This window comes from Levilactobacillus zymae DSM 19395, from assembly GCF_001434115.1.
Lineage (GTDB): Bacteria > Bacillota > Bacilli > Lactobacillales > Lactobacillaceae > Levilactobacillus > Levilactobacillus zymae.
The window spans coordinates 48,702-72,019 of record NZ_AZDW01000024.1; the positions used below are offsets into that span (position 1 = coordinate 48,702).

The following is a 23,318-nucleotide window of genomic DNA, read 5'->3' on the forward strand; positions in this document are numbered from 1 at the left end:
TAAAACCGCGGGTCTTCAAACTCGGCCTTATCCTAAGCCGACAAGAAACGTCGACTAAGGATAATCTCGCTGGCTGAGCCCCTGAGCGCCTACAGGCTGTACGTTGGTCGGTCAATTTCGTCAGTTTTAATTTAGAATTCATTATGGAATTTGGCACTCAAATCTAAACGGTAGCTCACATTTTAATGGCTAATCCAAAAACCGCCGCTTCAGCAGCGACGGTTTCACGATTAATTTAATTTTGACGAATGTTGTTTCAACATTTCCTTGGTGTCGCATTGGTAGTCGCAGGCGTTGCAGCCGCCGCCCTTGGACCGTTTAACGGACTTATAGATTTCGTAGCCGGCAAAGCCAACGATGGCTGCGGCAATCACGAGATTGATGAGTAATGACACGGTGAAGACCTCCTTAGATGAAGAGTGACCCAATCTGGTAGATTAAAAAGGCCAGACCGTAAGCGATGATGAAGCTGGAGACGGCGGAGTAGATGGTCCACTTGGTCGACCCGGTTTCGGCCTTGATGGTGGCCAGCGTTGAGAAACACGGAATGTAGAGCAGAATGAAGACCAGTAAAGCGTAAGCCGACAGCGGCGTGAACAGGTTGGCGAACGTCGCCACCAGGGCTGTCCGGCCGGTGAAGTGGAACAAGATGATCATGCTGGAACTGATGACTTCCTTCGCCATGATCCCGGTCAACAACGCACTGACGATTTCCCAGGAGCCGACGCCGAGAGGGGCGAAGACCGGAAGCAGCCAACGGCCTAAGTCGGCGGCGAAACTCTGGTCGATGTCGGTGACCGGTCCGTGGAAACTCAGGTTGGACAGTAACCAAATCAGCACGGTACCGGCAAAGATGATGGTGCCGGCCTTTTTGACGAACCCCTTCCCCTTGTCCCAGGTGCCCTGAAGGATGATGTCCGGGCGGGGCAGGTGGTATTGGGGCAGTTCGATCATGAAGTTGGAGTTCCCCTTGACCTTGAAGACGAGCTGGTAAACCTTCGCCATAATCAAGGCCACGGCAATCCCCAGGAAGTAAATCGAGAGGACCACCAACGCTTGGTTGCGGGCGAAGAAGGCGGCCACGAAGAGACTGTAGATGGGCAGCCGCGCCGAACAACTCATGAACGGCGAAATCAACGTGGTGATCAGACGTTCCTTGGGTTGTTCGATGGTTCGGGTGGCCATGATGCCCGTGACGTTACAGCCGAAACCGATAATCAGTGGAATAAACGACTTTCCGTTGAGGCCAATCATCTGCATCAGCCGGTCGGTGACCAGCGCCGCGCGGGCCATGTAGCCGGAATCTTCCAGAATCGAGATACAGGCGAACAGCACGAAAATCTGCGGCATGAAGGTCAACACCCCGCCGACCCCGGCGATGACCCCGTCCACAATCAATGACTTGAGGAACGGCAAGGCGCCCAGACTGGTCAACAGGCTATTGGCACCGTGCGAGATGGGGCCGCTGACCAACGCGTTGAGCCCGTCGGAAAGCGGGGTACCGATCCAATCGAAGGACAGCTTAAACATCAAGTAGAAGATCACCACGAAGATGGGCAGGCCCAAGAGCGGATGGGTGACCCAGCGGTCAATCTGGTTGGTCAGTTCGCTTTGACTGGTCGGCGTGTTCTGCCGCCGAGCCGCGGCCAACGTGTCTTCGATGAAGGTCAGGCGGGTGGTAAAGATTTGGTTTTCAAAGTTTTGGGCGTCGTAGAACGGTGCGCTTTGGAGGAGCGGTTTAAGGTCGTGCGCCTGCGCGTAGGCCCGGATGGTCTGGTTCTGATTCATGAATTGAATCGTCAGCCAGCGGGCAAAGTCGGGGGTCATCCCGTGTTCGGCGGCTAACTTTTTGGCGGCTTGCGTGATGCCCTGCTCCACCAGCGTGGGGTAGGTGATATGCAACGCCGCGGCGGGCGGTAACTCGGTCAGTGACGCCACTAAGTCGTCTCTTAACTGCGCGACCCCCTTTTTGTTGCGGGCGTTGGTGGCCTTGAGTTGGCAGTGCAGCCGTTGAGCCAACGTGGGTAAATCGTAGGTCACGTTGGTGCGGTTCAAGTCGTCGATCATGTTTAACGCGATGATGACGGGCGTGCCGAACTCGAGTAATTCGATGGTCAACAACAGGTTACGTTTCAGCTGACTGGCGTTGGTAACGTTCAAGATGAGGTCGGGGTCGCCGTGTAACAGGTACTCGATGGCGACCGATTCGTCTTTGGTGATGGGGTTTAGGGAATAGACTCCCGGCAGATCGACCACCGCAATCTTGGTGTGCCGCAGGGTGCCCATCTTTTTGTCCACCGTGACGCCGGTCCAGTTCCCCACGTAGGCGTATTTATCGGTTAATTCATTAAATAGGGTGGTTTTCCCCGTGTTGGGATTTCCCAAAAGTGCGACGGTGGCCATCTTAGTGCCCCCCTACCAGTTGGCGATAAATACGGTAGCGCAGAGCCAAACGTTGTTGGTCAACTTGAATGACCACGGGACCGTGGAACGGGTAAAACCGCACCACGTTGATCAGACTTCCCGTTTGAATTCCTAAATTATGTAATTGACGAGTGGTTAACTCATCGATCTGGTCCATGGTCCGCACCGTAAACTGGGAACGATAAGCGTTATCGGAGAGCAGTTGCATTCTAATCAGGACCTTTCCAGTTAGCGGATATTCCCGCCTTTAGTTTATGTTAATAGCGTAACATGAAAGCGGATTTATAAATATTAGGGGAATGCCTAATATTCTTGGAGTAATATTCTGGATTACAATAAATATAGGATTAAGACTAGGCGGATGACACAGCTGCCGTGGGGATTCAGGACTTGCGATTTATTGTTCAAACGACCACAAAATCTAACTTGTCCGGAGAAATAATCCCGCCAGCTAATCCGATTCTATATAATAAAATGCCGCATATTCTACTGGAGGTTAATGCCATGTCAACACTTGAGATTAAGGATCTACACGTTGAGGTTTCAGATGAGGAAAGTCAAAAGACCAAAGAGATTTTAAAGGGCGTCAATTTAACCATGTCGACCGGTGAGATCCACGCCATCATGGGCCCCAACGGAACGGGGAAGTCGACGTTGTCGCAGACCATCATGGGCCAACCGGCGTACCACGTGACGCAGGGCGACATCCTGTTAGATGGCGAAAGCATTTTAGACATGCCGGTCGATGAACGGGCGCGGCGCGGGTTATTCCTCGCCATGCAGTACCCCGCCGAAATTCAAGGGGTCACCAACGCCGAATTCTTGCGGGCGGCCATCAATGCCCGGCGTGCGGATGACGACCAGATCTCGGTCATGGCGTTCTTAAAGGAACTCGACAAGAACCTGGCCTTACTCGATATGAACGAATCCATGACGGAACGGTACCTGAACGAAGGGTTCTCCGGTGGGGAAAAGAAACGCAACGAAATCCTCCAGTTATTGATGATCAAGCCGAAGTTCGCCTTACTGGACGAAATCGACTCCGGGCTGGATATCGATGCCTTGAAGGTGGTCTCTAAAGGGGTCAACTCCATGCGCGGCGACAACTTTGGGTCGTTGATCATCACCCACTACCAACGGCTATTGAACTACATCGTGCCGGACGTGGTCCACGTGATGATGGGCGGCAAAATCGTCAAGACCGGCGATGCCGACCTCGCCAAGACGTTGGAAAAGGAAGGCTACGCCGGGTTGCGTGACGACCTGGGCATTGACGTGGCCTTAGTGGACGAAGATTAGGAGGGACGCAGATGAACGCCGTTGAAAGTACCGAAACGTTAAACGCCGCCCTAGTGGCTGGCGCGACAGAACATCGCGATCCCGATTGGTTGGTGGCCCAACGGACGGCGGCCCTGGCCCAAATCGACCAATTGCGGGTCCCAAAATTTCACCGCTTTATTTACCGGGATTGGAACTTATTGGATCACCGGCTGCTCTGGCAGGCATCCGATCCGGCCTTAGCCGCCGATATCGCCCAAGCTACCGACCACGGGCAGCTCATCCAGGTAGGGCAAACCACGGTCGCCGTGAATTTGCCCCAGGCCTTACAAGCCCAAGGGGTCATTCTGACCGACCTGTTTACGGCACTGACCCAGTACCCGGAGCTGACTAAACCCTACTTAAACCAAATCATCCCCGCCACCGAAGATAAGCTAGCGGCTTATCATGTGGCGTACCTGAACAGTGGAATCTTCCTCTACGTACCGCAAAACGTGGTGATCGATCAACCCATCGAAGCCCACATCGTCCAGGACAGCACCCAGGACGGTCCGCAGGTCTCCCACGTACTGATTGTGGCGGACCGGGGCAGTCAGTTCGCCTTTACCCAACATCTCACCACGCAGGGGACCCGGGCCAACCTGGCCAACAACGTGGTGGAAATCGTGGCGAACGACAATAGTCGCATCAAGTTTGCCTCCGTTGACGAACTCGGCCGCGATACCCTGACCTACTTTAACCGGCGGGCGCTGGTCAAACACAACGCCGAAGTCGATTGGGCGGTCGGTCTGATGAACCTCGGCGACACCCTGGGCCAGTTCGATACCGACTTGGTGGGCGAAGGCGCCCAAACCGATACCAAGGTCGTGGCGATTACCAGCCAGGCCCAACGGGAAGGCATCAACACCCGTATCACCAACCGCGGTAAGCACACCGTGGGGAACATCCTGCAACGCGGGGTATTGCTGGGGACCTCCGAATTGGTCTTTAACGGCATCGGGGACATCATCCATGGCGCTGCCGGCGCCAACGCCGAACAGGAAAACCGGCTCTTGATGATGACGCCCGGCACCCACGGGGATGCTAATCCCATCCTCCTGATCGACGAAAACGACGTCATCGCCGGTCACGCGGCCAGTGTGGGCCAAGTCGACCAGCAACAACTCTATTACCTGATGAGTCGAGGAATCGACCGCAAGACGGCGGAACGCCTGGTCATTCGGGGCTTCTTGAGTGCCGTGTTGAGTGCGATTCCTTCGAAGAACGTGCAACAACAATTAATCAAAACGATTGAAAGGAACCTGCAGAATGGCTAGCAATGTGACTGACTTTACCCAAGATTTCGCAATTTTGAACCAACGCGTCAACGACGAACCGTTAACTTATCTGGATAACGCGGCCACGGCGCAAAAGCCCCAACAGGTGATCGACGCATTAACCCATTTCTACCAACACGACAACGCTAACGTGCACCGGGGCGTCCACACCTTGGCTGAACGGGCCACGGAACAGTACGAAGCCGCGCGGGCCAAGGTCCAGCACTTCATCAACGCCGCCGAACCCGCCGAAGTGATCTTTACCAAGGGCGCCACGGACGGCTTGAACCTGGTCGCCGGCACCTACGGGGAAGCTCACGTCCAGGCCGGTGACGAAATCGTGATCTCCATCATGGAGCACCACAGTAACCTGATTCCCTGGCAACAACTGGCCTTAAAGAAGCACGCCACGCTGAAGTACATCGGCTTGACCGCCGATGGGGAACTCGACTTAGCCGATGCCGCGCAAAAAATCACCGATAAGACCAAAATCGTGGCCTTGACGCATGCCAGTAACGTTTTGGGGACCATCACGCCGCTCAAACAAGTGGCCAAGTTGGCGCACCAACACGGAGCTGTGATCGTGGGGGATGGCGCCCAGGCCGCGCCCCACGTCAAGGTCGACGTGCAGGATTTGGACGTCGACTTCTACGCCTTCTCCGGGCACAAGATGATGGGGCCGACCGGGATCGGGGCCCTGTACGGCAAACGGGCCTTACTCGACGCGACCGACCCGTACCAGTACGGTGGGGAAATGATCGACTTCGTGAACCTCTACGACAGTACCTGGACGGAATTGCCGTGGAAGTTTGAGGCCGGCACCCAAAACATCGCCGGAGCAATCGGGTTAGGCGCCGCCGTCGATTACCTGGAAGCCATCGGGATGGACCAGGTGGCCGCCCACGAACAACACTTGGTCGACTACCTCTTACCGAAGATGCTGGACCTGGATTACCTAGAAGTTTACGGTCCCCACAATCCGGCCAAGCACACCGGCGTGATCGCCTTTAACATCAAGGGCATCCACCCCCACGACGTCGCTACCGCCCTGGACATGGACGGGGTCGCCGTTCGGGCCGGTCACCACTGTGCTCAACCGTTAATGAAGAAATTACACCAGGTCGCCACGGCGCGGGCTAGTTTCTACCTGTACAACACCCAAGCCGATGCCGACCGGTTACTTAACGCTATTCAAGAAGCAAAGGAGTTCTTTAGTCATGGGTCTGTCGAAGCTAAATAGTTTGTATCGCGAAGTTATTTTGGATCATTCGGACCATCCGCACCACAAGCACGCCTTAGCGGATTCGACCAGCACCATCACGCTGAAGAACCCAACCTGTGGGGATGTCATCAACTTGGACGTCAAGCTGGACGCCACCGACCACATTGAAGACATCGGCTTTACCGGGGATGGCTGCACCATCAGTCAGTCGTCGGCCAGCATGATGACCGATGCTGTCATGGGCAAGAGTAAGGAAGAGGCGCTCCACATGGCCAAGACCTTCTCCGACATGGTCATGGGCAAGGAACACCCACAGGCTGATTTGGACCAACTGCAAGACGCCGCGATCCTGTCGAGCATCATGCAGTTCCCGGCCCGTATCAAGTGTGCGACCCTCTCATGGTGGGCCCTACAGCGGGCGTTGATGCGCGAAGAAGATCAAGCAACGAAGGAGGATTAAGCCATGCCAGAAGTACCTGATGTGGTCAAAAACGATCAAGATTACGAATACGGGTTCCACGACGACGTGACACCGGCTTATTCCACGGGCCGGGGCCTGACCGAAGAAACGGTCCGGCAGATTTCCACCGCCAAGCACGAACCGCAGTGGATGCTGGACTACCGGCTCCACGCCTACGAAATTTATAAGAAATTACCGATGCCTAAGTACGGCCCAGATTTATCGAAGCTGGACTTAAAGGACATGTTGTACTACCAGAAGATGACCGATAAGAAGTACCGGGACTGGCAAGATGTGCCGGAAGACCTGAAGAAGACCTTCGATCGGTTAGGGGTTCCCGAAGCCGAACGGAAGTATCTGGCTGGATCCTCGGCGCAGTACGAATCCGAAGTGGTCTACCACAACATGCGTGACGACTTCGCCAAGTTGGGCATCATCTTTACCGATACCGATACCGCGTTGCGCGAATACCCGGAACTGTTCAAGAAGTGGTTCGGCAAGCTGGTCCAACCCACGGATAACAAGTTTGCGGCGTTAAACGCGGCCGTGTGGTCCGGGGGCTCATTTATCTACGTGCCGAAGGGCGTTCAAACCAAGACGCCGATCCAGTCGTACTTCCGGTTGAACTCCGAAAACTCCGGGCAGTTCGAACGGACGCTGATCATCGTCGACGAGGGTGCGCGGGTGGACTACGTCGAAGGGTGTACCGCCCCGAACTACTCGTCCGATAGCCTGCACGCCGCGGTGGTCGAGGTCAACGTCCAAAAGGATGCGTACTGCCGCTACACCACCATCCAGAACTGGTCGGACAACGTCTACAGTCTGGAAACCAAGCGGGCTGCCGCCGGTCAAAACGCCACCATGGAATGGGTCGACGGAAACTTAGGCTCCAAGGTCACCATGAAGTACCCCAGCGTTTATCTGAACGGTGAGGGTGCGCGGGGGACCATGTTGTCCATCGCCGTGGCCAGCAACGGGATTCACCAGGATTCCGGGGCGCGGATGATTCACAACGCCAAGAACACCTCGAGTTCCATCGTGTCCAAGTCGATTTCTAAGACCGGGGGCTCGACCGATTACCGGGGGACCGTCCGGTTTGGCGAACATTCCGACGGCTCCAAGGCCCACGTGGAATGTGACACCATCATCATGGACGACCAGTCCTCGTCGGATACGATTCCGTATAATGAAATTTATAACTCGAACGTCTCGATGGAACACGAAGCCAAGGTCTCGAAGATTTCCGAAGAGCAGCTCTATTACCTGATGAGCCGGGGAATTTCGGAAGCCAAGGCCACCGAAATGATCATCATGGGCTTCGTCGAACCGTTTACTAAACAACTGCCGATGGAATACGCGGTGGAATTGAACCGGTTGATCAGTTTTGAAATGGAAGGGTCGATCGGCTAAACAGGCCAAACAGATTATTCAGATTGGGAATGGTTTCCCGGTCTGAATATGCGTATAATGAAACCGATTACAGTAATCGGCTTGGTAAGTTATTATCACGTTTTGTGCTAATCAACATTGCAATCAAGTAGGCTGATGTTGAAATTGAATTAATTAGAGATTAGGTCTGCCGCTATGTAACCGGAAAGTACCTGTTCGAGTTGCCACTCTGAACAGTATAAGCTGGAGGGCCAGTCAGAAATGGGCTCAGGGGTGAAATTTGTGTTGGCCGGTGTTCTTTGCCGGCCTAGACAAAGGTCGGTCTTCAAGACCTGGGCTATGGGCTTGAAGCCGTGCCCACCCCGTTCCAGCCCGTTGCTGACTGGTCCGGAAGCGCTGATACAAGAACGAGACGGGCCTTAGCACAAAACAAAATATATCAAAAAGGAGGAACCGACTATGGCACAGCCAGTTGTAAAGACCAAGACACCGGTGGAAGACGCCGTGTTAAAGCAGCTTGAAACCGTGATCGACCCCGAACTAGGCGTCGACATCGTCAACCTGGGGCTGATTTATGGGGTGGACGTCAGCGATGACGGCAACTGCATTTTGACCATGACGCTGACCACCATGGGCTGTCCGATTGGAAACCTGTTGGCCGACAGCATTCGCCAAGCCGTGACCAAATTAGAAGCGGTCCACACCTGCGAAATCGATCTGGTGTGGGAACCCGCTTGGGACATTAACCACATGAGTCGTTACGCAAAGGTTGCGTTAGGGCTACACGAATAATGGGGTGAGAACGTGGACATCGACGTGTTTATCGATCGCCGAAAAGCACTCAAACTGTCACAGGTGAAACTCTGTGAGGGGATTTGTACGCAGGCGACCTTGAGTAAATTTGAAAATAACAACCGGATTCCGTCACTGGCGATTCTGAGTCGGCTGTGCGCGCGGTTAGGCTTGACCGTGGACGAACTGTACCAGGACCAAGAAGAAACGGCCTCACGGATTGCCCAGGACCTAGACAAGGTCGAGGGGCAACTGATGACGGAAGATTACCGGCGCGTGCTGAGTGGCCTGGCGAAGATTCACGTCGATCAGATTGACGCGATTCCGTTAAAGATGCAGTTTTATTACCTGCGCGGAATTGTCAACACGTTGGTCAACCGGCAGCCCGATAAGATTCTATTTGATTTTTCCCGGATTCTCAACGACTTAGACGAACGCCACCAGACGATTCTGACGCAACTGGCCTTTCTGGGCTCGGGGATTCTGTACGCCCGGCGGCAGGAACACGACCAGGCCGTCTTCTATTTCGAGAAGGTACTGCACTACATTCGCGCCATCGACGCCAACGAGGCGGCGGAACGGGAAAATAATTATCACCTGCGCGTATTGACCTTGATTTACTTCACGGCGGAGTTCTACGCGGGGGATGCCGACTACAAGCTCAGTAACCAGTTGATCAATCTGGGGCTGAAGCTCTGCTCGGAGCACCACGTGACCTATTATCTGCCCCGGTTGAAGTTTTTGGCGGCGCAAAACGCCATCGCGGAACACCGGCCCCAGACGCTGATCTCGCGGTTGATGGATGAGGCCTTGGCCTTTGCGCGAATCAATCAAAACGAAGTGGTAGAAGTCAAAGTGGCCGCTTTGCGGAAGCAATGTCAGCAGGCGCAAGCTACACCGACGCCGCAGTCTGCCGCAGACGTGGCCCGCAATCCGCAATAGAAAAGAGTAGACACACTAATGAAAACCGTTTTAGTTGAAGGCATGAAGTGCGTGCACTGTGCCGAACATGTTCAGGACCGCTTGGGTCAAAAGGTGACCAACGTGAAGGTGGATTTACGCCACGCCACGGCGACCTTTGATGGGGACGCTACGTTGGCCGACTTAAACGCCACGTTAGCGGGCACCCGCTACCACGCGGTGACCTTCCTGTAGGACCGGACGCTAAAATTTGTTATATGACGACTAAAGGGGCTTCGCAATTTGTTGGCGAAGCCCCTTTAGCTATTGAGATGATATTAGCTCATTCATTATATTAAAACGCAGTGGGTTGGTGAGAAATTATGACCCCATGTCGGCGAGTGGAGGGCACCTAAGTAATCGTCATACCAGAGTAAGCTGGAAGGCCAGTCAGAAATGGGCTCAGGAGTGAAGTTTGTCTTAGCCGACGTTTTTTTGTCGGGTTAGACAAAGGTCGGTCTTCAAGACCTGCTCTGTGGGCTTGAAGCCGTGCCCACCCAAAACCCGTTTCCGCCCATTTCTGACTGGCCTGGAAGCACTGAATCAGCCTACACAAAAGCGGGGCACGGCTAGCGTGTCCCGCTTCAGGGCCTGGTCCCCGTTAAAGATTGACCAGGTGGTGGTGGACGGCGTAATGCACGAGGTCCACGTGACAGTCGAGCGCTAATTTGCGCATGATATTGGCCTTGTGAGCCTCGACGGTCTTAGTCGAGATGCACAGGCGTTGGGCAATTTCTTTGTTGCCGTAGCCTAACGTGATCAACGGGAAGATTTCGCGTTCCCGTTTGGATAACGTGTCGTACCCCGTCACCTGCGCCTGAAAGTCTTGATGGTTCAGACGCGCGATGCTTTGCGGTTGTAACATGATATTCGGATCAATGTACTTTTCGTGACGGGTGAGGGCCTTTAAGGCCTTGACGATTTGGTAATTCGGAGAGCGTTTCAGGACGTAAGCGCCAGCGCCGCTTTGCAGGCAACGCACGATACAGTCCTGTTCTTCGTGAACCGTGAGAATCAAGATGGCGACTTGCGGCGCGAGTTCGTGCAGTCGCTGGATGGTGAGCAGGGCATTTTCACCGGGCATATTGAGGCCCATGATAACCACGTCCACGTCGCCCTGTTCCACGCGCATAAAGGTATCGGTCCCATTATGGGTTTGCGCCACGACCTGGAACTGGGGCTGTTGATCAACTAAGTAGGTTAAGCCAGTACAAACAATTTCGAGACTATCAGCAACGAGTATTCTATGCATCATCATCACAACTTCCTTTTATGCAGCGGATCGACCGCTGAGATTGGGGTGGCAACGGTGAAGGTTTCTTCGCCCTGCGCCTCCACGCGTCAACCATCTGAGCGTAAATCGTTAGGAAGTCTGAAAACTCACTAGTGCACAAAGGAGCGGCAAACAACTAGTAGTAACCGTTTTCATTTAACCGACTGACTAACGACTAGCCTTGCGCCCGCCGGGGGAGTTGGTTGAAAATCCAACGTTCCGTGGTGAACTGAAAGACTAGAGGAATGCGAGTTAAGTATATCATAGATATATAGTATCGTGCATAACGAATTTAGGAGAACTTGGAAATTATACAGTGAACGAATATTTTAGTGATAATATTCACATATCGAGTGATTACCAGCTCCCATCGCGGGGAAATGCCGCGGTAGGCCACGGAATGGGACGTCTTAATTTCCAATCTAAAGTCGTCTGGATTGTGGCGAAAAGGGAGATCCAGCGCAGTTCAATTGGTGGGAAAATGAATAAGTGGGTTAGTTAGGTTGTTGGGCTTACTGGTGGCGCGTGACCAATCGTAGAAAAAAGGTTGAGTTCCGAGACCGAGGTTGATAAAATTCTTTATACGAAGTCGCCCGCACCGGGAACGGTTCCCGGAACCACGGCTTATTTTTGACTAATTAACCCGTAACGCCAGATCAATGACCGTCCGTGATGACCGGAAACCGCCAATCTGGAGGGAATCTCGGTTAACCATGGAAAACGGTTTCATTATCGGTTAGAATAAGGGTATAAGTTTGTTCATGTTAAGTTAGGCGCGGTTGGCTTCATGATCTGATCAAAGGAGTGAGCTCTCATGAAGCATCGTTTAACCAAGGAACTGTGGTACTCTTCAATTGGGGTGGGGCTGTTCACCCTGTTCTACAGTTTAATTATGACGTCCTTCCACTTGTGGATGGGCGCAGCCGCATTTATCACTGCTTCGTATTTCTTCGGTGTCGGTTGTCCGGATGACAAGGTCTGGAATATCGTGGGAAGTTTTGTCATGGGCATCATCTGGGCGTTGATTTCGTTCACGCTCTTGCAAAACCCGACGATTGCGCAGCTTTGGCCGTCCGCGATTATGTTTGGGTTCATGACGTTCCTGGCGATTTTCTTGCAGGGAACGGTCATGACGTTTACCCTGGTGCCCGCCTGGCTGATTGCCTGGGGGACCTCGATGGTGATTGTGTCGAACGTGGCCATCACCAATTGGAGCCTGTTCGTGATTGAACTGTTTATTTCCATGTTGATGGGGATCTTCTTCATCGCTTACGGGTCCAACATTTTCAGCAAGGTCGTCGACAAATGGCTGTTCCCGAAAAAAACGGCTAAGTCGGAGGTGACCAGAACCACCAGATCCACCACGCCGGATGACGACGTGACGCCCCGGACGGACCAATAAGCATTCAAAAAGACGTTAACGGTTAGCCGCTAACGTCTTTTTTGCGTAGAACTTATTGATGGATGGTCAATAGCGAGCTCAGGATAAACACCAAAACGACCATGACGGCCGCCACCCCGACTAAGTAACGGGAGAAGTGTTTAGACCGAACCCACAAAGTGCCCCCGACGATCAGCAACACCACGAGGGCGATGCTGACCAGAATGATGAGTTTGATTTTAACGTCGAAATCCGCTGTCAGCATGGTCGCGCTTCCTTTCTCGAGACGACTTTGGCCCCATTATACCAGATGGCTAGGGGCGTTCAATCAGAAGGGCCATCCCCATCCCGCCACCGATACACATCGAAGCCAATCCCCGGTGCCCGTCGGTCCGAATCAATTCGTGTAGCAGGGTGACCACGATGCGGGTTCCCGAAGCGCCCAGGGGGTGCCCTAAGGCGATGCTGCCCCCGTTAACGTTGAGCTTATCAACCGGTAGCTGCAGGTCGCGGGAGACCGCCACGGATTGGGCGGCGAAGGCCTCGTTGAGTTCGATGCGGTCGAGGTCGGCCACCGTCCAGTGTTGCCGGTCGAGGACCCGCCGGATCGCCATGGTCGGGGCGTACCCCATCAGGGCGGGATCGATGCCGCTTTCCTGGTAGTTCTTGATGACCGCTAAATAGGGTAACCCGGCGGCTTCGGCGGCAGACTTGCGCATCAGGACCATGGCGGCGGCGCCATCGTTTAGCCCGGCGGCGTTCCCCGCGGTCACGGTCCCGTCGGCCTTGAAAGCTGGCTTCAACGCGGCCAACTTAGCTAGCGAGGTATCCGTGCGAACGGCCTCGTCGACGGCGACCACGTGATCGCCCACGGTGACCGGCACGATTTCGGCGTCAAACCGGTGTTCTGCTTGGGCGCGAACGGCGTTTTCCTGAGAACGCAGGGCTAAGGCGTCTTGTTCGGCGCGACTGACCTGAAATTCGGTCGCCACGTTTTCGGCGGTGATGCCCATGGGGACCTGGTTAAAGGCGTCCATCAGCCCGTCCGAAAGTAAGCTGTCGGTCATTTCGTAGTCGCCCATTTTGTGGCCCCACCGGGTCTCGCGGTCGAGGTAGGGCGCCTGGCTCATGTTTTCGGCGCCGCCAACTAAGACGACGTCTGCGTCGCCCATCAGGATGGCGGCCTGGCCCAGCCGGATGGCCTTTAAGCTGGAGCCGCAGACCTGGTTAACGGTCATGGCGGTGCTCCGGACGTCGAGACCGGCGTTTAGGCTGACCTGGCGGGCGAGATTTTGCCCCAGGCCGGCCTGGAGGACCGTCCCGAAAATTGCCTGCTGGATGTCCGTGGGGTCCACCCCGCTGCGGAGAATCGCGGCGCGCGCAGCGATCGTACCGAGTTGAACGGCGGAAACGGTCTTGAAGTTCCGACCAAATTTTCCGATAGGGGTGCGCACGGCACTCATAATTACAACGTCATCTGCCATTATTCATTGGTCTTCCTTTCCGATAAATCTCCGAAACTCTAATATAACCGACTTTGGCGGTTTTGTCTTGTTTGGGGAGGCCAGTGACCAGAAAAAGACGGCGAAATTGGGAAAATTTTACGGGTCGCGTATAATAATAGGTGGAACCCGTCGGTCACTGGTTGCTGATGACTGGCGGGATAAGGACTATTTTAGATGAAATAAGGGGAATTGACGTCATGACAGAACTTGATTCAACAACGACACCCTTGACCCCGGCCAACTTCTTAACGCCGGAACGGTTAGCGCGGTTGTCGACAAACCAGCAGGCCCATGCGGCCCAGATTCTAACGGACTTTGCTAACGTGTACCAGCAGGTAACGGGCACGCGCCAAGCCTGGACGCCCACGGGAGTCACGGCGGCGTTGACCGCACTACCACTGACCGTCGACCAACCGCACAACTACTTTGTGGCGGTGGTCCCGGTCCTGAGCGCATTTTTCAAGGCCGCTACCGGTAAGGACTGGCCGGCCTTCGACCAAGTCTTAAAAGCCGCGCGGCCCCAGTTGGTCGAAAAACACACCGCGACGCAGGTCAACCAGGAACAGCACGACTACGAAAACGTGGTGGCCGAAGTAGAAGGTTGGGTGCAGGATATGCGCCGGACGCCCCAGGTCACCAACCTGTCGGCGACCGACCAGCGGTATTTTGGCGACATCGTCCACGTGGTCACCGAACTACTGGTGACGGGAAAACACCGCCAACCGGTGGACTGGCAGCCTGAAAACTTAGCGGCCGTGATGTTTGGCCCCTTCACCCATTTACTGGACGAGGGGCAACGGGTCGCCGAACTCTACCACCTGATTCCGTTTGCGTTGACCCAATTGTTTGATTACCTGGCGGCGACCGAAGAGGGGCTGCCGCACGCTAAAGCCTTACAGGACTGGGTGCGCGAACACCACACGGCGCTGGTCACCATGTACGATCCGAAGATGGAGGCCTTCTTTGACCAAATCACGGCAGCCATGCAGAAGCAGGGCATCGACACCCAGGATAAGGCGGCCGTGGACCGCTTCACGCAGGACTACCTGCGGGCCAATCCAGCACTGGGCCGCGAACTCTTTGCGACCGACCAGCAATTAAAGGCGGTCAAGCGTCATAGCCACCGGCCGGCCTTTAGCCGCAAACATCGTCGGCGCCGGTAACTTCGGGAGTAAATTTGCAAACTTATGTTCCCTATTTTACGGTGAACTAGCGTATACTTAAGCTACTAATCTAATTGCAAAAGGAGTTCCCCAATATGGATTTGACGTTATTTAAAGAAGTAAAGGCCACCACCAACAAGATCGCTCTCAGTACGGCCCTGGACAATCAGGCCGACGTGAAGATCGTGAACTTCGTGTGGGATGAACAGCAACCCGATACGCTGTTCTTCTCGTCCGTAAAGACCAGCGAGGCCATTGCCAGCTACGACCAACGACCGGACGTGGCGTTGATCACCATCCCCAACGATGGCACACCGGGGAACCCCTTCTTACGGGCGCGGCACGTGAAATTGACGCGGTCCACCCGCACCATGGACGACCTGTTACCGCTGTACCTCAAGACTGTGCCACACTACCAACAGGTCTGGGACGCGATTGGGTCCACGCTGGTGGTCTTCGAGCTCAAGTTAGGGGACGTCAAGGTCGATCCCGGGTTGGGCCGGTCCAAGGAAATTTTGCAGTTTAACGTTTAAAAATTTGAATACAAAAGACGGGTCAGAATCTTCGCGGGGATTCTGACCCGTCTTTTTGTGCTAATTAGACGTAGAATATATTTTGAAATTCTGTCACGACGGCGTTGCAATCATTCGTTCGTTGATGGTTTCTAAAAGAATCCAGTAAAGTTGCCATTATGACTAGTATGAGCTGGAGGGTCAGTTAGAAATGGGCTCAGGGGTGAAATTTGTGTTGACCGGTGTTCTTTACCGGCCTAGACAAAGGTCGGTCTTCAAGACCTGGGTTACGGGCTTGAAGCCGTGCCCACCCCGTTCCAGCCCATTTCTAACTGGCCCGGAAGCGCATGGGTATAGTCCTTAAACGTTGATCACTTTATTTAAGAAGTCTTGTAACCGGGGATTTTGCGGGTGCTCGAAGATGTCCTTGGGCGCGCCACTCTCACGGATCAGCCCGTCAGCCATGAAGACGACCCGGTCGGCCACTTCCTTGGCAAACCCCATTTCGTGGGTGACCACGATCATGGTCATGCCGTCGCGGGCCAGTTGCTTCATCACGTCTAGGACGTCACCAACCATTTCGGGGTCCAGGGCGGACGTGGGTTCGTCGAAGAGCATGATCTTGGGGTGCATCGCTAAGGCTCGGGCGATGGCGACCCGTTGCTGTTGCCCCCCGGAAAGGGCGGTCGGTAGGGCCGTGGCCTTATCGGCTAACCCGACTTGGTCCAGCAGGTCGCGGGCGGTCTTTTCCGCCTTGGCCGGCGTCATCTTCTTAAGTTGGATGGGCGCCAGGGTGATGTTTTGTAAAACGTTCATGTTAGGAAACAGGTTGAAGTGTTGAAAGACCATCCCGATGTTTTCGCGGACCAGGTCGATGTTGGTCTTGGCGTCGGAGAGGTCGTAACCGTTGATCACGATTTGCCCCTTCGAAGGGACTTCCAGATCGGTCAAGCACCGCAGAAAGGTACTCTTCCCGGACCCGGACGGCCCAATCATGCAAACCACTTCGTTATTTTTAACGTCCAGGTTGAGACCCTTTAAAACCTCGGTGTTGCCGTAACTCTTGTGGAGATCTTGGACGTGAACTTTAATCGCTGTATCAGCCATGACTAGTTAATCCTCCTTTGAACCCAATTCGATAACCAGGTCAACAAGGTAATGATGATCAGGTAGATGATGGCAATCATTAACCAGATCTTGAACCCTTCGAAGTTCCGGGCGATGATCAACGTCCCGGTTTGTGTCAGTTCGACGATGCCGATAACGGATAGGATCGAGGTGTCCTTCAGGGTGATGATGAACTGATTAATGAAGGACGGAATCATAATCCGAATTCCTTGGGGCATGACGACCTTGCGCATCGCTTTCCAGTAGGGGAGCCCCAGTGAACGGGCCGCTTCCATTTGCCCCGCGTCGACGGCTTGGAACCCACCTTTGACGAACGCCCCGGTGTAGGCCCCTTCGTTGAGCATCAGGGTAATCATCCCGGCGATAAACGCGGGGATCTTGAAGCCGTGACCAATTAGGTCGGGAATCCCGATGTAGATGAAGAAGGCTAACACCATGAGGGGCATCCCCCGGAAGATGTAAATGATCGTGCTGGAAATGGCGGGACCGATCTTCCCGGGCATCACGCCCAAGACCCCTAACAACAGGCCTAACAGGGTGGCCAAGATGATCGAGATCACGGTCAACTCGATGGTCATCCACAGCCCTTTGCCCAGGGTGCCCAGGTTTTGACTGAACAGGCCGAAGAAGGTCCGGCTGCTGGCCGTTTCACCGGTAATCTTGGATTCCTTGGAATGGAGGTACTTGTTGATGATCTTCTGGTAAGTCCCGTCGGCCTTGATGGCGGCGAGCCCAGCGTTGAACTTCTTCAGTAACGCGGCGTTCTTACCCTTCTTCACGGCAAAGCCGTAATCCCCAGCGTTGTGTTGCTTGGAGATGATCTTCAACGGAATCCCGTTCTTGATGCCGTATGACATGACCGGATAATCTTCGAAGCAGGCCGACGAGTTGCCGACCTTAACGTCGTTATACATGGTGTTGGAATCGTTGAAGTATTTGATCTTGAAACCGTACTTGTTTTGAATTGACTTCCCGTAGGCGGCACCGGCCGTCCCGGTCTTCAGGGCCACGGTCTTCCCCTTCAAATCGTTAAAGTTCTTCACGGTGCTGTCCTTGGCGACCGCCATGACCACACCGGACGTGTAGTAGGGTTTGGAGAAATCGAAGGTGACTTCTCGGGCCGGGGTAATGTTCATCCCGGCGATGACGCCATCAACCTGGTTTGCACTCAGTTGTTGGACGGCGGCGTTAAAGCTCAGGGCCTTAAGCTGATATGTAAAGTGTTCCTTCTTGGCGATGGCCTTCAAGAGGTCGATATCAATTCCTTTGTACTGACCACCCTTGACCTGAAACTCAAACGGGGCAAACGTGGTATCCGTTGCAATGGTGTACTCCGCGGCTTGGGCGTGAGCGGTCAAACCGAACCAACTCCCAATGGCAGCGAGGCACAAGACAACGGCAACTTGCCATTTCTTCATGGTGATAACCTCCTACTTAGCATCTAATGTCATAAAATATAACATCAATTCAGATGAACCGCAACCCAATTTATCATGGATTTCTCATTTACCTGAACTTTCGCGGCTATTCTGCCATTTTTAGAGTGACTTGGATACTAAAAAGCTAATCTTAATGGTAATTAACCCCGTAAAGTGTAAAAACTGATGAGACCATTTCTGACATAAAAGCTAAACGACCACGAAAAAAACGCCCAGGCCAGGGCCTGAGCGTTTGGAAAAGACAGATTAAAGTGTTAAGCCTCGTCGGCGAGATCGGCGATGACCCGTTTCGCGACGACGGGATCGGATGCGTAAGGGGTATCGACCCCGTTGATCTTCTGGTACGCATCCTGACCCTTGCCCGCCAAGATGACCAGATCATCGTTGGTTGCCTGGGTAATGGCGTGTTTAATGGCGTCTTCCCGTTTGGCAATGTAGGTGGTCGCGACCTTGGTGTGGTCGATGCGTTGGTCGATCTCGTGGGCGATGGCTTGCGGGTCTTCGTGGCCCGGATCGTCGGTGGTCAGGACCGCGGCGTTGGCGTAATCGTTCAACGCCTTGGCGAACCCTTGCCGCCGGTCCTCACCCTTATCCCCGGTACTTCCCAGCACCGCAATCAACTTGTGGTCGGGGAACTGGGTGTGTAAGAAGTGCAGCAGGGCGTTCATACTGCCCCAATCGTGGGCGTAGTCGATATAGATTGTCCCGTGGTGCTGCGTCGAGATGGATTCCATCCGACCGGGCACCCGGGTGTGCGCCAGGCCCGCCTGCATGGCGGGGGTCGTAGCCCCAGCCAACAGACTCGCCAAGATGGCCGCCGTGGCGTTGCCCTGGTTAAAGTCACCGGGCATCGACACGTGGTAATCGGTGGCGACGGGGGCCAACCGAGGCGCGTCGCCGTTGACGGTCAGGGTGAATTCGCTAGCCGTCAGGGTGTTTTGCTTCGGGTGGATGGTGACCGTAGCCTGGGCGTTGTTGACGCCGTAGGTCCAGATTCGGTCGGGGTCGGTCGATACCTTAGCGGCGGCGTAGACCTCGTCAAAGTGGTCCATGTCGGCGTTAATGATGCAGTTCCGTGAATTCAACAACAGCTGCTGCTTGCACAACAGGTAGTTGGCGAAGGTCGGGTGCTCGTTGACACCGATGTGGTCGGGGGAGATGTTGAGAAAAATCCCCACGTCGAATTTCAACCCGTAGACGCGGTGCAACAGGTACGCCTGAGAGGCCACTTCCATGACCAGCACGGTTTGACCGTTATCGACAGCCTGTCGCATTTCGTGAAAGATGTCGAACGATTCCGCGGTGGTCAGGTGGGCCTTGAACTGGTCTTGCGGCCGGTTACCGATGATGTGGTTGATCGTCGAGAACATAGCGGCGTGACCAGGGAAGGTTTGACTCAAGATGTTGTGGGTCAGATACGTCGACGTGGTTTTACCCTTGGTGCCGGTGTAACCGATCACGAACAAGTCATTTTGGGGAAAATTGAAGTACAACTGGGCGGCTAACGATAGCGCTTTGCGGACGTCACTGACCAGAATGCCCGGGACGGCCACCGTGTCACTGTAATCCTGTTCGGCCAGGTAGGCGCTAGCCCCCTGGGAGACGGCCTGCTGCAGGTACTTGGGCGCAAAGTGCTGCCCCTTGCAGACGAACAACCCGTGGGCTCCCATCTGACGGGAGTCGTAACTTAGCGTAGCAAACTCGGTCTCGGCGGTTAACGGCGACGTGGTCCCACGATAGAGATCGTGTTCCCGTAATAACGCAATTAGTTGGTTTGCTCTCATGTCGTTGCCCCTTTTCGTGATTAGTCGAGTGGCCGCATGGTTGGGAAGAGCATCACGTCACGGATCGAAACGGAGTCGGTCAACAACATGGTCAACCGGTCGATCCCGATACCCAAACCACCAGTAGGCGGCATGCCGTATTCCATGGCTTCCAGATAATCTTCGTCGATTCCGTGGGCTTCTTCGTTTCCGGCACTCCGTTCGGCGTCTTGCGCTTCGAACCGTTGCCGTTGGTCGATCGGGTCGTTTAATTCGGTAAAGGCGTTCCCGTATTCCTTACCCACGATGTAGAGTTCGAACCGGTCGGTAAACCGAGGGTCCTTAGCGTTCTTCTTGGCCAACGGTGAGATTTCAACCGGGTGACCGTAGATGAAGGTCGGTTGAACCAAGCGGCCCTGGACCTTTTCTTCGAAGAAGGCGTTGATGATGTGGCCAACCTTCCAGTAGTCTTCGTAGTGAATACCGTTGTCGTCGGCCAACTTACGGGCGTCTTCAACGGACATCTCTTGCCAGAAGTCGATGCCGGTGTATTCCTTGATGGCGTCGACCATGTGCAGGCGCTTGAAGGGTTGGTCCAGGTCTAAGTCGTGCTTCTTGTAGGTCAATTTCCCGGTACCGTTGACCTGGTTAGCGGTGAACCGGATCATTTCTTCGACCAAGTTCATCACGTCAGTGTAGTCGGTGTAGGCGGTATAGACTTCGACCATGTTAAATTCAGGGTTGTGTTGTAAGTCGGTTCCTTCGTTTCGGAAGTCCTTACCCAGTTCGTAGACCTTTTCGTAACCCCCAACGATCAACCGCTTGAGGTAAAGTTCCGTGGCGATCCGCAGGTACAACGGAATGTCAAAGGCGTTGGACTTGGTGATGAATGGGCGAGCTTCGGCCCCACCGGCAGCCGTTTGGAGTACCGGCGTGTCGACTTCGAGGTAGCCGTGGTTGTCCAGGTATTCCCGGATGGCCTTCTTCACGGCAGCCACCTTGATGAACCGGTTGAAGCTGTCACGGTTGGAAATCAAGTCTAAGTACCGCTTCCGGTAGATGGTTTCCTTATCGGTCAAACCATGCCACTTGTCGGGCAATGGCCGGAGAGCTTTGGACAGGAAGGTCAATTCCGTGATCCGCAGCGTTAAGGCGCCGGTGTTGGTCTTGATCACGTAAGCTTTGACGCCGATGAAGTCCCCTAAGTCGAGTGACTTAAAGAGGGCGTAAGCGTCTTCGCCTAATTCGTCCTGGCGCGCGTAACCTTGGATAACGCCCGTCCGGTCAAGTAAGTCGATGAAGCCAGCTTTCCCACTGCCCCGCTTACCGGTCAACCGACCCGCTAACGTGACGTAGTGCTTGTCTTCCATTAACTCTTCTTTGGTGAACTTGTCGAACTTTTCGTTGACGGACTGTGCATCGTCGCTCCGGTCGAAACGGTGACCGAATGGTGCGATGCCTTCCTCACGAAGATGATCCATTTTTTCGCGACGAACCTGCATTTGATCGTTCAAATCGGGTTGTGCGGAATTCTTCTTTTGGTTGTTACCCATTTTGTATCCTCCTATATAAGTAATGATCCAATGCTTGAGACACTGAATCCAGACCTCCCTTAAATTTAGTCGATTTTTGCCGAATAAGCAACCCCTAGCGCCTAGCGGAGGGCCCTTGGGCCGGTCGACAGACCAATTGAAAGTATGATAGGCTGGGGCGTAATGAAAGGCGGGGAAGGGTTTAATGATAAAACTGGTACAACGTATGTGGCCGTTGTTGGTCCTAGGATTGCTGGTCAATACGGCTTATAGTGTGATGTGGCCGCTGACCACGATCTATCTGCATAATGACCTCCACCTCTCACTGGTGACCAGTGGTTGGATTTTGGCGGTTTATTCGGGGAGCAACGTCCTGGGTGGGTACCTCGGGGGAATTTTGGGCGACCGCTATTCGGTGAACCGGATTGGATTGGGACTTTTGGTGGCCCTCTTGGGGGATGCCCTGGTTGGTTTCTGGTGGCATGACTTGTGGGGCTACCCGGTGGTCTTGGTTCTCTTTGGTTTGTTGACGGGGGGCATGCTGACTCTAATCACCACGATGACGGCGCAACTCAGTCAGGGGAGTGGCCGGTTATTTAATCTGCTCTATATCTTCATTAACCTAGGCCTAGTCGTTGGGACGGCCAGCATCGGGGTACTCTTCCACGGCAATTTGCAACCGATTTTTACCTTATTAGTGCTCTGTTACGGTTTAGCAATCGGATTGTGGGGCCGGTACGCCCGCGTCCTGGAAAAGGCGACCACGACCCGGCAACCGGTACGGACTGCGGCGGGACGACCACAACGTCGGCTGCCCCGCGTGACGTTAGTGATTCTATTGCTAAGCCTAGGGCTGATGTGGGGGACCTACGCCCAATGGATGAGTAACGTGTCCGTGTATATTCAAGAGCTGGGGATGAGTGTCCGGGTCTACAGCGAGCTCTGGGTGTACAACGGAATCTTGCTGATCGTGGTTCAGGGCCTGATGACCCGCCACAGCCGGACACGGTGGCTGCCCTGGCAAATTTTGGCCGGAATGGTAGCGATTAGTGGGTCGTTTCTACTATTAAGTACGGTTCAACACTTGGGCGGCCTGTTTGCGGCCATGACGTTACTGACGATTGGCGAGGCAGTTTACGTCCCGGGGGTCCCAGCAATGATCAACACCTACACGGTCGGCCACGAGGGACGCTATCAGGGATTGGTCAACGCGATTTCTTCCTTGGGGAAGGCCCTGGGCCCGGTCGCTGGTGGCTGGGTGATTGGTCAAACTACCGGTTATTTGGGACTATTTCGCTGGTGCGCGGGCATTAATTTGCTGGTCGTCGGGGCCGTTGCGGTCGGTAACTGGTGGTTTCAGCGCCGGCGCGAAAAATAAAGGCGAACTTTATTGGGGGAAGGTACACCTAATTCTCCGGGTAAAACGGCGGTAGTCACAAGTTTTCATGTCTGCTGTTCGACTCTGAAAATAATTTCAATTTATTGCAAGTTTTAGTTGACGGTCGGGGGCCTGGTTGGTATAGTTATATACGTTGTCGCGAACGAGTTACCAACTAGACCAATTTGAAAGATTGAAATTAGTTGTTGACGAGCTGATAACAAAATGTTATTCTAATTAAGTTGTCGCTTGGCGATGACAAATCAACCGGAAACGTTGTTAAATCAAACTTCTAGTTGACATTATCTTAACAAGATGTTATGATGATTAAGCTGTTCGGATGACGAACAGCTTGGTAGACCTTTGAAAACTGAACATTGTTTCGACAAACCAAATATGTGTA

The 23,318-nt window shown here is 54.1% G+C and carries 22 protein-coding genes; 12 read left to right on the forward strand and 10 right to left on the reverse strand.

Annotated features, from left to right (window positions below; translation table 11 throughout):
* Window positions 1-230: 230 nt before the first annotated feature.
* The 3 genes from FD38_RS12575 to FD38_RS05675 are packed head-to-tail and all read right to left on the reverse strand — an operon-like array spanning window position 231 to window position 2,632.
* Window positions 231-395 carry a FeoB-associated Cys-rich membrane protein gene (locus tag FD38_RS12575; protein WP_083485287.1) on the reverse strand — a complete coding sequence of 55 codons (165 nt, stop codon included), beginning with the start codon at window positions 393-395 and terminating at the stop codon, window positions 231-233.
* Window positions 396-408: 13 nt separating this feature from the next.
* A complete protein-coding gene (gene feoB / locus FD38_RS05670) occupies window positions 409-2,403 on the reverse strand; it encodes a ferrous iron transport protein B (RefSeq protein WP_057732162.1) in 1,995 nt (664 codons plus the stop codon).
* Between the two features lies 1 nt (window position 2,404).
* A complete protein-coding gene (locus tag FD38_RS05675) occupies window positions 2,405-2,632 on the reverse strand; it encodes a FeoA family protein (RefSeq protein WP_057732164.1) in 228 nt (75 codons plus the stop codon).
* Window positions 2,633-2,928: 296 nt separating this feature from the next.
* Between FD38_RS05675 and sufC the strand changes: the two genes are divergently transcribed.
* From sufC to FD38_RS05715, 8 genes are all read left to right on the forward strand, one after another.
* A complete protein-coding gene (gene sufC / locus FD38_RS05680; protein WP_057732166.1) occupies window positions 2,929-3,723 on the forward strand; it encodes a Fe-S cluster assembly ATPase SufC in 795 nt (264 codons plus the stop codon).
* Window positions 3,724-3,734: 11 nt separating this feature from the next.
* Window positions 3,735-5,018, forward strand: a complete 1,284-nt coding sequence (sufD, locus tag FD38_RS05685) for a Fe-S cluster assembly protein SufD (protein ID WP_057732168.1) — start codon at window positions 3,735-3,737, stop codon at window positions 5,016-5,018.
* A complete protein-coding gene (locus FD38_RS05690) occupies window positions 5,011-6,258 on the forward strand; it encodes an aminotransferase class V-fold PLP-dependent enzyme (protein WP_057732171.1) in 1,248 nt (415 codons plus the stop codon). The genes sufD and FD38_RS05690 overlap by 8 nt, the downstream gene beginning before the upstream one ends.
* Window positions 6,236-6,700, forward strand: a complete 465-nt coding sequence (sufU, locus tag FD38_RS05695; RefSeq protein ID WP_057732173.1) for a Fe-S cluster assembly sulfur transfer protein SufU — start codon at window positions 6,236-6,238, stop codon at window positions 6,698-6,700. Before FD38_RS05690 ends, sufU begins: the two co-directional genes overlap by 23 nt.
* A 3-nt stretch (window positions 6,701-6,703) precedes the next feature.
* Window positions 6,704-8,110 (forward strand): Fe-S cluster assembly protein SufB, encoded by a 1,407-nt coding sequence (sufB, locus tag FD38_RS05700; RefSeq protein WP_057732175.1) that lies wholly within the window; start codon window positions 6,704-6,706, stop codon window positions 8,108-8,110.
* A 438-nt stretch (window positions 8,111-8,548) separates the two neighbouring features.
* Window positions 8,549-8,881 carry a metal-sulfur cluster assembly factor gene (locus FD38_RS05705; RefSeq protein ID WP_057732176.1) on the forward strand — a complete coding sequence of 111 codons (333 nt, stop codon included), beginning with the start codon at window positions 8,549-8,551 and terminating at the stop codon, window positions 8,879-8,881.
* A gap of 12 nt (window positions 8,882-8,893) precedes the next feature.
* The gene (locus FD38_RS05710; RefSeq protein WP_057732178.1) at window positions 8,894-9,823 is read left to right on the forward strand and encodes a helix-turn-helix domain-containing protein; all 930 of its coding nucleotides are present in this window, start codon (window positions 8,894-8,896) and stop codon (window positions 9,821-9,823) included.
* Window positions 9,824-9,841: 18 nt separating this feature from the next.
* On the forward strand, window positions 9,842-10,036 hold the full coding sequence (locus FD38_RS05715) for a heavy-metal-associated domain-containing protein (protein ID WP_057732180.1): 195 nt from the start codon (window positions 9,842-9,844) through the stop codon (window positions 10,034-10,036).
* Between the two features lie 406 nt (window positions 10,037-10,442).
* On the opposite strand, the gene FD38_RS05720 is transcribed toward FD38_RS05715, so the two are convergent.
* Window positions 10,443-11,093 (reverse strand): LuxR C-terminal-related transcriptional regulator, encoded by a 651-nt coding sequence (locus FD38_RS05720; RefSeq protein WP_057732205.1) that lies wholly within the window; start codon window positions 11,091-11,093, stop codon window positions 10,443-10,445.
* A gap of 835 nt (window positions 11,094-11,928) precedes the next feature.
* On the opposite strand from FD38_RS05720, the gene FD38_RS05725 reads away from it, so the two are divergent.
* Entirely contained in the window at window positions 11,929-12,516 is a 588-nt protein-coding gene (locus tag FD38_RS05725; RefSeq protein ID WP_057732182.1) for a DUF1097 domain-containing protein, read from the forward strand.
* A gap of 52 nt (window positions 12,517-12,568) precedes the next feature.
* Here the strand turns inward: FD38_RS05725 and FD38_RS05730 are convergent, their stop codons facing one another.
* Together FD38_RS05730 and FD38_RS05735 are read right to left on the reverse strand one after the other, a co-directional pair.
* Entirely contained in the window at window positions 12,569-12,760 is a 192-nt protein-coding gene (locus FD38_RS05730) for a hypothetical protein (protein ID WP_057732184.1), read from the reverse strand.
* A 49-nt stretch (window positions 12,761-12,809) separates the two neighbouring features.
* Complete coding sequence (locus FD38_RS05735) at window positions 12,810-13,979, reverse strand: thiolase family protein (protein ID WP_057732186.1); 1,170 nt, start codon at window positions 13,977-13,979, stop codon at window positions 12,810-12,812.
* Window positions 13,980-14,197: 218 nt separating this feature from the next.
* On the opposite strand from FD38_RS05735, the gene FD38_RS05740 reads away from it, so the two are divergent.
* Together FD38_RS05740 and FD38_RS05745 are read left to right on the forward strand one after the other, a co-directional pair.
* On the forward strand, window positions 14,198-15,163 hold the full coding sequence (locus tag FD38_RS05740) for a hypothetical protein (RefSeq protein ID WP_057732188.1): 966 nt from the start codon (window positions 14,198-14,200) through the stop codon (window positions 15,161-15,163).
* Between the two features lie 95 nt (window positions 15,164-15,258).
* The gene (locus FD38_RS05745) at window positions 15,259-15,696 is read left to right on the forward strand and encodes a hypothetical protein (protein WP_057732190.1); all 438 of its coding nucleotides are present in this window, start codon (window positions 15,259-15,261) and stop codon (window positions 15,694-15,696) included.
* 339 nt (window positions 15,697-16,035) lie between these two features.
* On the opposite strand, the gene FD38_RS05750 is transcribed toward FD38_RS05745, so the two are convergent.
* The 4 genes from FD38_RS05750 to lysS all read right to left on the reverse strand — a co-directional run bounded on the left by FD38_RS05750 (window position 16,036) and on the right by lysS (window position 21,558).
* Entirely contained in the window at window positions 16,036-16,782 is a 747-nt protein-coding gene (locus FD38_RS05750) for an amino acid ABC transporter ATP-binding protein (protein ID WP_057732192.1), read from the reverse strand.
* Window positions 16,783-16,784: 2 nt separating this feature from the next.
* Window positions 16,785-18,221, reverse strand: coding sequence for an amino acid ABC transporter substrate-binding protein/permease (locus tag FD38_RS05755; RefSeq protein ID WP_057732194.1), 1,437 nt, complete (start codon window positions 18,219-18,221; stop codon window positions 16,785-16,787).
* 275 nt (window positions 18,222-18,496) lie between these two features.
* The gene (locus FD38_RS05760) at window positions 18,497-20,026 is read right to left on the reverse strand and encodes a UDP-N-acetylmuramoyl-L-alanyl-D-glutamate--2,6-diaminopimelate ligase (RefSeq protein ID WP_057732196.1); all 1,530 of its coding nucleotides are present in this window, start codon (window positions 20,024-20,026) and stop codon (window positions 18,497-18,499) included.
* Window positions 20,027-20,046: 20 nt separating this feature from the next.
* Complete coding sequence (gene lysS, locus FD38_RS05765; protein ID WP_057732198.1) at window positions 20,047-21,558, reverse strand: lysine--tRNA ligase; 1,512 nt, start codon at window positions 21,556-21,558, stop codon at window positions 20,047-20,049.
* Window positions 21,559-21,742: 184 nt separating this feature from the next.
* Here lysS and FD38_RS05770 point away from each other — a divergent pair, with 184 nt between their 5' ends.
* Window positions 21,743-22,915 (forward strand): MFS transporter, encoded by a 1,173-nt coding sequence (locus FD38_RS05770; protein ID WP_057732201.1) that lies wholly within the window; start codon window positions 21,743-21,745, stop codon window positions 22,913-22,915.
* The last annotated feature ends 403 nt before the right edge of the window (window positions 22,916-23,318 follow it).